The 12,852-nt window shown below is 62.0% G+C and carries 9 protein-coding genes; 1 reads left to right on the top strand and 8 read right to left on the bottom strand.

The features are described from left to right. The first annotated feature begins 93 nt into the window (after positions 1-93). Positions 94-1,152, top strand: coding sequence for a LacI family DNA-binding transcriptional regulator (locus AAFP05_RS03420; protein ID WP_341728457.1), 1,059 nt, complete (start codon positions 94-96; stop codon positions 1,150-1,152). A 52-nt stretch (positions 1,153-1,204) separates the two neighbouring features. Here the strand turns inward: AAFP05_RS03420 and AAFP05_RS03415 are convergent, their stop codons facing one another. From AAFP05_RS03415 to AAFP05_RS03380, 8 genes are all read right to left on the bottom strand, one after another. Further along, entirely contained in the window at positions 1,205-2,806 is a 1,602-nt protein-coding gene (locus AAFP05_RS03415) for a gamma-glutamyltransferase (protein ID WP_341728456.1), read from the bottom strand. Between the two features lie 65 nt (positions 2,807-2,871). Next, positions 2,872-4,578, bottom strand: a complete 1,707-nt coding sequence (locus AAFP05_RS03410; protein WP_341728455.1) for an ABC transporter ATP-binding protein — start codon at positions 4,576-4,578, stop codon at positions 2,872-2,874. Beyond that, positions 4,575-5,459 carry an ABC transporter permease gene (locus AAFP05_RS03405; protein ID WP_341728454.1) on the bottom strand — a complete coding sequence of 295 codons (885 nt, stop codon included), beginning with the start codon at positions 5,457-5,459 and terminating at the stop codon, positions 4,575-4,577. The genes AAFP05_RS03410 and AAFP05_RS03405 overlap by 4 nt, the downstream gene beginning before the upstream one ends. A 26-nt stretch (positions 5,460-5,485) precedes the next feature. After that, positions 5,486-6,439, bottom strand: a complete 954-nt coding sequence (locus AAFP05_RS03400; protein WP_341728453.1) for an ABC transporter permease — start codon at positions 6,437-6,439, stop codon at positions 5,486-5,488. 114 nt (positions 6,440-6,553) lie between these two features. Next, on the bottom strand, positions 6,554-8,158 hold the full coding sequence (locus AAFP05_RS03395; RefSeq protein WP_341728452.1) for an ABC transporter substrate-binding protein: 1,605 nt from the start codon (positions 8,156-8,158) through the stop codon (positions 6,554-6,556). A 134-nt stretch (positions 8,159-8,292) separates the two neighbouring features. Further along, the gene (locus AAFP05_RS03390) at positions 8,293-9,936 is read right to left on the bottom strand and encodes a hydantoinase B/oxoprolinase family protein (RefSeq protein WP_341728451.1); all 1,644 of its coding nucleotides are present in this window, start codon (positions 9,934-9,936) and stop codon (positions 8,293-8,295) included. Continuing rightward, the gene (locus AAFP05_RS03385; RefSeq protein WP_341728450.1) at positions 9,933-11,996 is read right to left on the bottom strand and encodes a hydantoinase/oxoprolinase family protein; all 2,064 of its coding nucleotides are present in this window, start codon (positions 11,994-11,996) and stop codon (positions 9,933-9,935) included. The genes AAFP05_RS03390 and AAFP05_RS03385 overlap by 4 nt, the downstream gene beginning before the upstream one ends. Next, a partial coding sequence (locus AAFP05_RS03380) for a PfkB family carbohydrate kinase (RefSeq protein ID WP_341728449.1) occupies positions 11,996-12,852 on the bottom strand: 857 nt, incomplete at its 5' end. The genes AAFP05_RS03380 and AAFP05_RS03385, both read right to left, overlap by 1 nt.

Genomic DNA, 12,852 nt, shown 5'->3' with positions numbered 1-12,852 from the left:
CACCTCGCTTGCGCCGGTCGTCCACATGCGCGCCGGGTACTAAGGACCCTAAGGGTCCTAAGATGCTTCTTATACTCCCGCGAGGAAAGCGTGATGACGATCAATAGGGCTGATTCGGTGACAGTCGCCGATGTGGCGCGTGCAGCACAGGTTTCAAAATCGACGGCCGCGCGGGTGCTGAGCAATCGGGGATCGGCAAGCCAGACGGCCCGTAAGAAGGTGCTGGAGGCCGCGGAAGAGCTCGGCTACTATCCCAACGCGTTGGCGCGAGCGATGTCAGAAGGCCGTTCCAAGCTGATCGGCGCGGTTATTCCCGATATTTCCATCCCGTTCTTTTCGGCCGTGGTCCGTGGCCTCACCGATCGGATGCGGGCGGCCGGGCTCGAAGTCATCATCATCAACACGGATAACAACTCGACCATCGAGGCTCACTCACTGGAGTTGCTCGCCATGAAGCGCGTCGATGGCTTGATACTCGCTCCCGTTATCGCGGATGGCTCCGATATCGCGCGGACGCTCGCTCAGCGTGGCTTGCCGATCGTGTTGTTTGATCGCCGCGGGCCAGGGTTGGCAGATCTGCCTCTGGTAGCGCTTGATCATGAGGAAGCCGCCCGGTTGGCCACCAGGCACCTCATTGATCTTGGCCACACTCAGATTGCCGTCGCAACGCAGGTGCCAGACAACGCCGCCCGCCTGCTCGACTCAACCGAGCCCGCCACACGCCCATCGGCGCTACGGCTGCGCGGCTATCTTCTTGCGTTGCAGGAGGCCGGAATCCGCGCCGACCCCGCACTCATCATTGATGCGCCGTATAACCATCTGGCGGCGGCCGATGCCGTGGCCGAGCAACTCGCTGCCACCAATGCAAGCGCACTGTTCGCTACTGACTCGGTGGTCACTCATGGCAGCTTCCAGGCGTTGCAGCGTCTCGGCGCCGAGATTCCGGACGACCTGTCGTTCATCGGCTTCGATGATCAGGATTGGACGACGCTCGTGAGCCCGCAGATCACCGTGCTGAATCAGCCGATGCACGATTTGGGCCAAGCGGCCGCCGAACTGCTGATCCGGCGACTCGCGCATCCCACTGAACCGCAAGCCGATGTCCTGCTGCCGGGTGAAGTGCTGACGCGTGCCAGCACCCGGCAGCTCTGAGCACACCACCAGATAGGTGGAAGGTGGTGCAGAATCACGCCGCGATCCATGATCAGACAGCGATGGACATACCCATCCGACGAGGATCGGCGCACGAACGCATCAGCCCGCTGGCCGGATCGATCGTGATGCCGTCGAAATTGCCGGTCATCGAGTTCCAGGGGCCGATGTCGTGGAACCACAACCTGTTCTGCCCCGCCCACTTGCGCACCTCGTCCAGCACGCCGTGCTCGTAGCCCGACTCCACGGTGGTGCCGGGCAACCAGCCGCGTGCCGGCTCATGCGGACGAGCACCAAACCGCGGCTCCGCGACGGTCTGCTCGATACTCATGCCGAAATCCATCAGGTTGACCAGGTTCTGCAGCACGCAGGCAACCAGGGAGACCGAGGGCGACCCCGAAACGATCACCGGCTTGCCGTCTCTGAGCACCATGCTGGGTGCCAGGTAGATCGTCGCCCGCTCCCCCGGCTGCGGCATGACCCGCTGGAAGAACGATCCGCCACCGGACAGTTGGAATCCCTCGGCATACAGCCCGTTGACCCAACCCGATGCCATATGCGAATGCGTCATGGTCGCCACGTTGTGCTGGGCGTCGATGACGGAGATATGAATCGTCCCCGGGCTCGGCGGCGTGTCCGACATCGGGTGGGCGAGAGTGTCGAGCAATTCGAAGCGCTGGCGTCCGTATTCCTTGGAGAGCAAGACGTCCATGACCTGTTTACTCTCGCGGAATCGCTTCTCCCGCGGTGCTGCGTAATAGACGGCATTATGTGCCGCGATCAGCGCAGACAATGTCTTCGGCGATTGACTTGCCGGCCCCGAATCCCGCAGATCGAGGTTTTCCAGAATGTTCAGGGCCTCGACTATTTGCATTCCGCCATCGTCGGGTGGGGCCGATCCGATGACGTCGAAGCCACGATAGGTGCCCTGCACGGGCGCAGCCCATTCCGGCCGGTAGCCGTCGAAGTCGGCCTGGGTGATGACTCCACCGTCCGATTGGTTCTCCTCGCAGAATGCCTTCGCGAAGTCACTGAGGTAGTAGTCCATGCCCTCATCGCGCAGCCGTTCGAGAGTGCGCGCAGCACGTTCTTGGACGAGCGCCTCCTCGGGGGCGATGAGGCAGCCATCCCGGAAGAAGATCTCGCGCGACTGTGGGTTGCGTCCCAGATTCTCGCGAGCGACGTACATCGAACCGAACAGATAGGGCGACACGGCGAACCCCTCGCGGGCCGCGTCGATCGCAGGGTCCAGCAGACGAGCGATCGACACCGAGCCGAATCGTTCGTGGGCCGCCACGAAAGCCGGCCACCAGCCGGGGACGGGCACGCCCCGGCCGCGGGACAGGTCAGCGCCGACAAAATCGGGCAGTTCGGCCAAGGGTGCGTTCACGTTTCCGGACAGGTACGAGGCCTCGCCGGTTGCCGCATCCCGGTAGACGAGCGAGATTCCACCGGTGAGCGAGGTCATGTGCGGCTCGGTTATCAGCTGGGTGGCGGCCACCGCCAAGATCGCGTCCATCGCGTTGCCGCCCTCGCGGAGCACCTGCGCACCTGCACTAGCGGCGATCGGCTCGGAGGTGACCACCATTCCGCCTGTTCCGGTTGCCACCTCCTTTAGACCGAAGCGTCCTGGCGTTGCGTACTTCGCCTTCATCACTCACACTCCTTCACTTGCTGAAACTTCGAGTACCGGGGCCGTCCCATGCTCCGGGGGGGTCCTCAGGTGAGAACGTGGCGCGCACGCTGCGCAACCGGGTCCGGAACAAGGATGGCGCCCAGCAGCGTCCTGGTGTATTCGTTCTCCGGGTTGTGAATCACCTCGTCGGTCGGTCCTGTCTCGACGACATGGCCGTTCTTCATCACCATGACACGGTCGGAGATCGTCGACACCACATAGAGGTCGTGACTGATGAAAACGCAGGCGAAGTGCTGCTCCTGCTGAAGACGGGCCAGCAACTCCAAGACCCTCACCTGAACCGTGACATCCAGAGCCGAGGTCGGCTCGTCCGCGAGAAGAATCTCGGGCCGATGCGAGATGGCGCGCGCTATCGCCACCCGCTGCCGCTGGCCACCGGACAACTCATGCCGCCGCCGGTTGATCCAGGCCGGATCGAGGTCGACGTCTTCCAGCAGGCCGGCCGCTCGCTTGCGAAGCTCGCGAGCGTCCCTGATCGATCCGCTGCGCCACAGCGGTTCGGTGAGGATGCGCCACAACGGAAGGCTCGGGTCAAGCGACGATGTTGGGTCCTGAAAGACGATTCCGAGATGAGACAGCGCCCGTCGTCTGCCCGCGCCTCGCAATCCGATCATGTTGGCATCGGCGATGGAGACGGTTCCCGCGGTCGTCGGCGTCAGTCCGAGAATCGATCGGGCGATCGTCGATTTGCCCGATCCCGATTCACCCACGATGCCCAGCGTCTCACCGGGCCGGACGAACAAGTCCGCCTCGGCCACGGCCGCCTGTCTGACTCCCACGGACCTTCGGCGGCGACGGCTGTTCTTGTATTCCACCGTTAGACCGGTCACTTCGAGCACCGGCTTCGCCTGTGAATCGGTGACTGCACCGACCCTGACGGACTCCCCAGCAGCTTGCCTTGCCGATTCCTCGATCTCCGAGCCGTCCGCAGTCGCGGCTCTCACGCCGTGCAGGGCCCGCGCTGCCGAGAGCAGTGACCTGGTGTAGTCGTTCTTGGGGTCGGCGAAGATCGAAAAGACATCGCCGCTCTCCATCACTTTGCCGTGGCGCATGACAACGACATGGTCAGCGATATCGGCCACCACACCCATGTCGTGGGTGACGAAGATCATCGACATCTGCTCGTGTTCCACCAGTTCGCGGAACATTGCGAGCACGTTGCGCTGGGTGGTGACATCGAGCGCGGTGGTGGGTTCATCCGCGATGAGAAGCTTGGGCTTCCAGGCCACGGCACCGGCCGCCATGATCCGCTGCCGCTGACCGCCGGAAATCTGGTGCGGATAGCGATCGAGCAGATCGCCGAATCCTCCCAGCCCGACGAGGTTCAGCAATTCCTGCGGATCCCGCTGAGCACCGGTGGATCCCGATGTCGCATGCGAGCGGATAGCTTCCGAAAGGAAATCCCCCACGGTGTGCAGCGGGTTCAACGCCGTCATCGGCTCCTGGTAGACGCAGGCGATCTCCGGGCCCCGGAAATGCTGCATTTCCTTCTCGGATACGCCGATCAATTCTGTGCCGTCGAAGTTGATCGAGCCGGTGGCTTCGACCCCCGGAGGAAGCAGATGCGGAATCGACATGGCGGTCATCGACTTGCCCGCGCCGGACTCGCCCACCAGGGCGACCACCTTGCCCCGCGGAACCGAGAATGATGCTCCGTGAACGATCTCGGTTCCCGGAACGCCGATGGTGAGGTTCTTGACCTCGAGAAGAAGGTCGTGCTGCGCGTTCATGCGCTCACCCCCTGGGTCACCTGGAAGCTGGGCACCTGCCTGGGCCCGGCCTTGCGCTTCGACTTCTCGGCCCCACGAGGATCGAGCAGGTCGCGCACCCAGTCGGCCACATAACCGAAAGCAACCAGCAACAGCACCAGCACGGCGCTGGGAATCAGCAGCTGTGCGGGTGCCTGCATGAAGTACTGCTGACCTGTCGAGATCATCAGGCCGAGCGAGGGGGACGGTGGCACGATGCCCAGTCCCAGGAAGCTGAGTCCTGACTCGAGTCCCACGGCGAATGCCAAAGTCAAGAAGCCTTGAGCCAAGACCAGCGGGCCGACGCCTCGTAACAGTGGTCCGGAGATCAGCTGCCAGCGACTACCGCCAAAAAGCTCGGCGGACTCCACGTAGAGCGCCCTTCTCAGCGACAGCACCTCTCCGTAGACCAGGCGGGCAAAGCCCGGAATGAAGACGACACCACAGATCGCCACCACCGTACTATTGCCTGCGCCATAGAGCGAAACGATCAGCATCGCGAATACTAGATTCGGGAATGCCAAAATGATCTCGACCACCCGCATCACGACCAAGTCGGTGGCACCCTGAAAATATGCCGCGAGAATGCCGAGCAGCGTCCCGATAACGGCGGATATCAGTGTTCCGGCACCACACACGATGATTTCCGTGCGCAGTCCGTAGATAAGGCGGACGAAAGTGTCTCGTCCCAGGTTGTCAGTTCCCAAGATGTGGCCCGATGTTCCCACCGGTGCGAATGCATTCGCAATATCTTGGACCAGCGGGTCCTGCTGTGCGACCAGCGGGTAGACGAAGATGAAAACCAGTAGTGCGAAAACGAAGCAACTCGTAACGAATAGCCCAGGATTCGACCGTCTCCACATTGATTGGAAGATTCCACGCATTGTGCTCAGCCCTCCACTCGGGGATCCAGCAGTCGGTAAAGCAGATCGACGATGAGATTCGCCAATACGAAGACCACCGAGAAGACGATGACGATGCCTTGCACCAGTGGATAGTCGCGACTATTGATTGCGTTGAGGAGCGTGCTTCCGATTCCCGGCCAGTTGAATACCTGCTCGATCAACACGGTCGCACCAAGCAGCGCACCGATCTGAAGCCCGGAAACCGTGATGACCGGGTTGACGGCGTTGCGGAAGACATGTCGCCGGAAGACACGTCCCGGCGCAAGACCCATGCCTCGCGCGGTACGCACCCAGTCCTCCCGCCGCACTGCGAGAATCGAGGTCCTCGTCACTCGTCCGAGCATCGCAAGGAAACCGAATGACAAAGCGAGGCTGGGTAAGAACGCGTGATAGAGGAACGGACCCACTCCTTTAGAAAGCGGGGTGAATCCCAGCGCGGGGAACCAGCCGAGACGGGTTCCGAGGTAGATGGACAAGAAGATTGCGATGACGAATCCGGGCGTTGAGACGGCGACCGACAGCAGGCCGGAAATGATCCGGTCGAGTACGCTGCCGGGCCAGTTGCCGGCCAAGATCCCGAACGTGATGCCGACAATGGCGCCGATAATGACAGCCATCACCACCAACACCACAGTATTTCCCAACGGTGCCGCGATGATCTCGGTGACCGGACTCGAATACTTGATCGAATTGCCCAGGTCACCGGTCACCAGCCGGCCGAGATAGGTCAGGTACTGCTCAAACAACGGCCTATCGAGCCCGAGTTCTTTCTCGAGCGCGGCAACGGCTGCGGGGTTAACGTCTCCGCCGCCGGCACCGCCCTGCAGAATGATCGACGCCGGGCCACCGGGGACGGCGTGCAACGCCAGGAAGACCGCCGTCACGGCACCCCAGATCGTGACGATGCCCAAACCGAGGCGAACAAGTATGTACTTCATTGTTGTGACCCTTCCGATGAGTTATCGGGCGTCGATTGCATCGGATCCGCCGACTGCGCCTCGGCCCTGATCCCTCCGGGGATCGGGGCCGAGACGCGGGTCAGTAGATGAGGTTCAGCCAGCAATACTGGCGTTTGCCAAGCTGTACACCGAGGAGTAGACGATCGGTCCGGACAGCATCTCAAATCCCTTAACATCGTCCGAGTAGGCGAATCCCACCGTGCCCTGACCCCAGGTCACGAACGGAACATCCTGAAGGTAAATCTCACCGATCTGGTTGTAGATAGCCACGCGATCCGGGCCGTCGGGAGTCTTCGCGCCTTGGGTAAGCAGATCGGAATACAGATCCTGATTGATGCCGAAGGAACGCACGAAGGAAGGACCACCGAGGAAGGCGCCAGACAGCGACGAGGGGTCGTTGATTGCGGCCGGCGGTCCACCAACCAGCAGATCGTAGTTGCCGCTATTGCCGTTCGCAATCAGGTTCGCGTAGTCGCCGGTCACCAGGTTGACGGTGATGCCGACGTCGGCCAGGTTGCTCTGAATAACCTGCGCACGCTCGGTGAATCCGAAGTACTGCGAGGTGGTGAGCAGGTCGAGGCTGAAGCCCCCATCGGGGTATCCGGCCTGGGAGAGCAACTCCTTCGCCTTGTCGATATTGCGGTCGAAGTGGTGAGCCTGTTCCTCGTTGAAGTATTCGCTGTCACTGGGAACCGGCAATCCACCGAAGGCGGTGCCATAACCGAGCGTTCCGGCCTGATTCAGCGAATTGAGGTCTATGGCGTATGCGATCGCCTGGCGCACCTCGGGAACCGCCAGCGGGCCGTCGGTGAGGTTGAATTGCAGGGTGCCGTAAAGCCCCGGCGCCTTGGCAAGGGTGACCCCATCCGCGCTTTCCAGCGACTGGTAGTCGGAGGCCGCCACGTAGTCGATGAACTGCACCTGGCCACCGAGCAATGCCTTCACGCGGGTTTGCGCGTCCGCCATGAAGGTGACGTCGATGCTCTCGAGCTTCACCGAATCGGCGTCGTAGTAGTTCGGATTGGCCTCAAGAGTGTAGGAAACACCCTTGTTGTATTCGGTTATCTTGAATGGGCCGGCACCGATCGGTACACCGTCGGCATCCACGGCCTCTTCGGGCACGATCGCCGAGAGCGGGCCGGCGAGCACCTTGGGCAGCGAGGTTTGCGGAGCGGTCAGGTTCAGCACGACGGTGCTGTCGTCCGGTGTGTCGATGGAAGCGATGTTCGCGTACGACGTCTGATCGGCGGCACCGTTATCCGGGACGGCGAGAAACTCGAAGGTCCTCTTGACGTCGGCCGAGGTCAGCGGGGCATCGGTGGAGAACTCCAGATCAGGGCGCAGCGTGAACGTATAGGTCAGCCCGTCGTCCGAAACCTGATAGTCGGACGCCAGGGCGGGCGCGACCTCGCCCTTGCCGTCATACATCAGCAGTCCCCTGCGAACCAGGGTCAGCATCTCCTTGTTGGCTGATCCCTGGTCGACACCGGTCTTGAAGCCCGGCGGCTCGGCCGACAGACCGTAGCTCAGTGTCTGGCTGGAGGTGCCTCCCCCGCCGGTCGTCTCGGTTCCCGTTGAGCAACCGGCCAATCCGGTCGTCAAGACTACGGCCGCCGCCGCAGTGAGCGCCGCGAATCGCTTGGCGCTGCCGGGTGAGAAACCAGCCAGATGCGGGCTTCGTGCAGTCAATTTCCTCATGCCGTCAGTCCTTTCTCATTTCCGTTTGGTCGAATCTTCGTGATGCTTTTGTGTACTGCCGTGACATGGAGCCCACCAGCGGACGATTGCCTCGGCAACACTGCCTGCGAAACCTGTTTCCGTAGATTCTGGCTTCATTGTTCCAAGAAATACTTCTCGGACGCCCTTTTGCTTATCTTCCCCGCCTGCAGGTCTTCTCGAATGGCTTCCGGTGATCGCTTTGCCGGGTCACCATAGCCTCCTGCACCGGCCGTTTCGATCGATGCGGAATCTCCGGATTTGAGCACTGTATAGCCGTGATCGACCGGGCGAGCCTCGTCGTTCAATTCGCAGGTGGCGGATGTGCCTGGTCCGCCACCGAACAAGCCCCAGGGCTGCGACTTCTGCCGGCTGGTGTCGAGCCAGAAATGCACATCGTCCACCTCGGCTCGTACCTTGCGCCGGATGCCCATGCCACCGCGGTACTGTCCGATGCCGCCCGAATCATCGATCAGCTCATAGGCCTCGACCGTCAGCGGGTATTCGGCTTCCAGGCTCTCGACGGGCAGATTGGAGGTATTCGTCATGTGTACCTGAACGCCGTCGAGGCCGTCCTTGTTGAACCGGGCGCCACAGCCACCGCCGATGGTCTCCAAATACACGAATTCGCGTTCACGAACGGGATCCCAACCCGAGAAATGGACGCCGGTGTTCGCGCCGTTGCTGGCTGCGGTGACCTTGGTCGGGATCGCCGGAGCCAGCGCTCCGATGATCAGGTCGACGACCCGCTGGCACGTCTCGCTGCGACCATTTACGGCGGCCGGGGCCTGGCAGTTCAAAATACTGCCAAGCGGAGCCTTGATCGTGACCGGACGATACAGACCGGCGTTCGGCATGATGTCGGGGTCGATCAACGTCTTCAACGTGTAATAGCAGGCTGCATAAAGTCCTGTCCACACCACATTGACACTTGCTCTCACCTGCGGTGGAGCGCCGTCGAAATTGAAAGTGATCTCCTCCCCGGCAACCGTGACAGCGATCTTCAATTCGAGTTCTTCGTCTAATTCTGGGCAATCGAACGTGTCGGTGAAGGTGAAGCGGCCATCCGGGAAATCCTTGATGGCGGCCCGGGTACGCCGCTCGGTGTAATCGAGCAATTCGGTCGCCACATCGACCATCGTTTGGCGCCCATAACGCTCACACAATTCCAGATAACGCTGAATTGCGGTGTGCAGCGCGGCCTGCTGAGCCCTGAGATCGGCACGACGCTCGTCCGGAATCTGACAGTTCAGCAGGATCACTTCGAGGAGTTCTTGCTGTAGTACTCCCCGGCGCACCAGGTGCACGGTGGGGATTCGGATGGCCTCCTGGAAGATATGCGCGTGCCCGCGATCGCCGAAATCTGCGTGGTGGGCCAGAGTGGCCGTCCATGCTGTCAGCCGGTCGCCCACGAAGATCGGGGCGGCGAGCACGATATCGGGCAGATGCGAGCCACCGCCGGTGTAGGGATCGTTGCCAATGAAGACATCTCCCTCGACTATGTCATCGTCGGGGATCCGCTCCCGGATGGCGGCGATCACACCCATCAGCGAACCGAGATGCAGCGGAGATCCACCCTCGTCCTGGGCGATCGCCTCGCCTTTGGCGTTGAAAAGGCTCGCCGTGCAATCGCGGCGTTCCTTGATATTCGGCGAGAACGCGGCCTTCACCAGCGTCTCGCTCATCTCTTCGACAATGCTGGACAGCGCGGAAGAGATCACTTCCACCAGAATCGGGTCCTGAGCCGATACCTCGGTCATTGCTGAGCTCCGATCTCAATTACAAGATTGCGGTATTCGTCGATCTCGCAGGCGTCCCCGGGCAGCAGGACGGTCGTGGTATCCATCTGCTCGACTATGGCCGGCCCCGCCAGCCGATTGCCCGGAAGCAGTTTCCCTCGCTCGTATACCGGGCATTTCCGGAACCCGAATTCGGTGCTCAAGAAGACTTCGCGTTCGCCGACAAGTGCCGGATCTGACGACTCTCCATCGACCTCGGACTTAACCAACTCAAGACGATCCGCCTCACCGACGGCCTGAACACGGAAGGTCACGACCTCGATCGGATCGTTATCCGCATGGAATCCGTAAACCCGCTCGTGCGCCTTATGGAAGGACTCCACAACCTGGGCCAACGTCGTGGTCTCGAGCCCGTGCTCACCTTCGATGTCGATGGGCAGCTCGAAGTTCTGCCCGCGATAACGCATCTCCAGGCGGCGGACGAGACTCTGTTCATCAACGGGTGTTCCCTCGGCAGCGAACCAGACAGCGGCTTGTTCTTCGAGTTCTTCAAGCACCTGCGCGATCGCAGTTGGATCATCCTGGTCGAGCGCAGTCATCTGGGTGCGCATGAAATCAGTGCGCACATCGGTCATCAACAGACCCATTGCCGATTGGGCTCCAGGAATCTCTGGTATCACCACCTTCGAGATGCTCAGCTCGCGCGCCAGCCGCGAGGCGTGCAGTGGGCCGGCGCCCCCGAAGGGCACCAGCGCATAGTCGCGCGGGTCGTAGCCGCGCTGCACCGACACGACCCGGATGGCCCTGGCCATGTTCGCGGTGACCACCCGCAGAATGCCGAGTGCTGCCTCATAGACCTCCAGGCCGAGCGGGTCTCCAACACGCTTCACAGCGGCAACAGCCGCTTCCTCGCTGATCTTCATCTGGCCATTGAGGAGGTATTCGGGGTTGAGCATATGGAGCACGACGTTCGCATCGGTCACGGTCGGCTCCCAGCCGTTGCCGTAAGCCGCCGGCCCCGGGTATGCGCCCGCCGATTGCGGCCCGACACGCAGATGCTTTCCGGAGTCGATCCAGGCGATCGATCCACCGCCGGCACCCACGGTATGAATGTCGAGCATTGGCGAGCGGATCGGGCGTCCATCAAGCTCCATGCCGGAGGTGACGTGCGGCTCACCGTGCTGCACCAATGAGATGTCGGACGATGTGCCGCCCATATCGAACGTGATGATGTCGGGGTACCCGGCCGACGAACAGATATCGGACGCACCCACCACACCTGTGCTCGGGCCGGAAAGGACCAGCCGGACGGGCACCTCTTCGGCCATACCGAATGGAATGACCCCACCGTTCGACTGGGTGACCTGCGGCTCGGTCTTCAGCCCGAGATCAACCAATGTGCGGCGCAGCCTGGAGAGATATCCGTAGACGACAGGACCTGCGTAGGCATTGGTTACCACGGTCGAGAGTCGTTCGTATTCGCGGAATTCCGGCAGCACGACCGACGATAGCGAGACATATGCCTCGGGGAATTCCTCGGCGATCAACTCTGCGACTCGACGTTCATGAGTCGGGTCTAGGTAGCTGTAGAGAAAGCAGACCGCGATCGCGTTCACATGCGCGTCGCGCAGTTCGCGGATCTTCTCGCGGGTCTCGTCCTCATCGAGCGGGGCAATGACCGTACCGTCATAGCGCAACCGTTCGGTCACCTCGAGACGAAGATGCCTGGGCACCAACGGGATCGGCTTATCGGCCTGCGGGTCGTACATGTCGGGGCGGCGTCCGCGTCCGAGCTCGAGCAGATCACGGAATCCCTTGGTTGTGATCAGGCCGGTTGGCACACCGGTGTTGGTCAGCAGCGTGTTGGTGCCGACCGTGGTGCCGTGTGCGAAGTAAGTGATGTCGCCGATCTGGCGGTCGTCCAGCTTGCCGAGCAGTTCGGTGACGCCTTGGACGATGGCCCGGCCGGGGTCGTCCGGTGTGCTTGAGACCTTGTGCACATGCACACGACCGGTGTGGTCGTCGTATGCGCAGACGTCTGTGAAGGTGCCACCGGTGTCAACACCGAATCGCAATCCCATCAGTTAACTCCCTGTTTCACCGGCGCGCCCTGATCGGGTGCGCCGTGTCCGAATGCTCCCCAAACGGTGATAACTCGTGCTGATGCCGCGCTTGCCTTGGCCATTGCCGGTGTCTCGTCCGCGCCATCGGCGAGCGAAACGATCAGGGACGCCAGATAGGCGTCGCCGGCGGCCAGCGTGTCGACGACGGTGACGTGGTCGGCGCTTTGGTGCCAGCGCTGCTGGCCCGACCACAGGGTCGCACCATCGGCTCCTTGGGTGATCAGCACGTAGTGTGCCCCGGCCTCAAGCGCCGCTTGCGCCACTTGCTCGAGGCCCGCCTCGTCCAGATGTGAGCCGGAAAACGCCGCCAGCCACAGCCCCGGCACCTTGGCGATCGACGCCGGCGAGTAGTTGCGTCCGTAGTCATAGGCGACCGTGCAGCCGGCCTCGACCAGCCTCAGGACTTGGTCTTCCCAGCGCTGCGAATAGGCTGTGTGGACGATGTCGTACCCCTTGGCCAGCGCGACGGCTCGCTGGTCCAGGTCGAACAGCGATACTCCCTTGTCGGAGCCGAGAAACTCGCGGTCGCCGTCGATCAACTCGACCAACGCGTAGGCATTGTCGCCGTGCTCGACGACGACGTGGGAAGTGTCGACCCCTTCGGCCTGCAACGCCGCCAACACCAACTGGCCGGCCGCGTCATCGCCGAGAATTCCTGCATAAGCGGCCTCGGCTCCCCCGCGGGCAGCGAAGACCGCAACATTGACGCAGTTGCCTCCGGGGTACATGGTGCCCCGGTCGAGATAGCGATCGACGACATTGTCGCCAATGCACAGCAGTCGCATCAGTAGGCCACTTTGTACATATAGCGGCG

The organism is Brooklawnia sp., assembly GCF_032229645.1.
Lineage (GTDB): Bacteria > Actinomycetota > Actinomycetes > Propionibacteriales > Propionibacteriaceae > Brooklawnia.
Note: the sequence above shows the minus strand (reverse complement) of the source record. Positions and strands in the feature narration are given on the sequence as shown.

Excerpts from the sequence above, each read along its gene's own strand:
- AAFP05_RS03410 (WP_341728455.1), bottom strand. The coding sequence starts at position 4,578 with ATGAACGCGCAGCACGACCTTCTTCTCGAGGTCAAGAACCTCACCATC.
- AAFP05_RS03395 (WP_341728452.1), bottom strand. The coding sequence starts at position 8,158 with ATGAGGAAATTGACTGCACGAAGCCCGCATCTGGCTGGTTTCTCACCC.
- AAFP05_RS03400 (WP_341728453.1), bottom strand. The coding sequence starts at position 6,439 with ATGAAGTACATACTTGTTCGCCTCGGTTTGGGCATCGTCACGATCTGG.
- AAFP05_RS03385 (WP_341728450.1), bottom strand. The coding sequence starts at position 11,996 with ATGGGATTGCGATTCGGTGTTGACACCGGTGGCACCTTCACAGACGTC.
- AAFP05_RS03390 (WP_341728451.1), bottom strand. The coding sequence starts at position 9,936 with ATGACCGAGGTATCGGCTCAGGACCCGATTCTGGTGGAAGTGATCTCT.
- AAFP05_RS03420 (WP_341728457.1), top strand. The coding sequence starts at position 94 with ATGACGATCAATAGGGCTGATTCGGTGACAGTCGCCGATGTGGCGCGT.
- AAFP05_RS03405 (WP_341728454.1), bottom strand. The coding sequence starts at position 5,459 with ATGTGGAGACGGTCGAATCCTGGGCTATTCGTTACGAGTTGCTTCGTT.
- AAFP05_RS03415 (WP_341728456.1), bottom strand. The coding sequence starts at position 2,806 with ATGAAGGCGAAGTACGCAACGCCAGGACGCTTCGGTCTAAAGGAGGTG.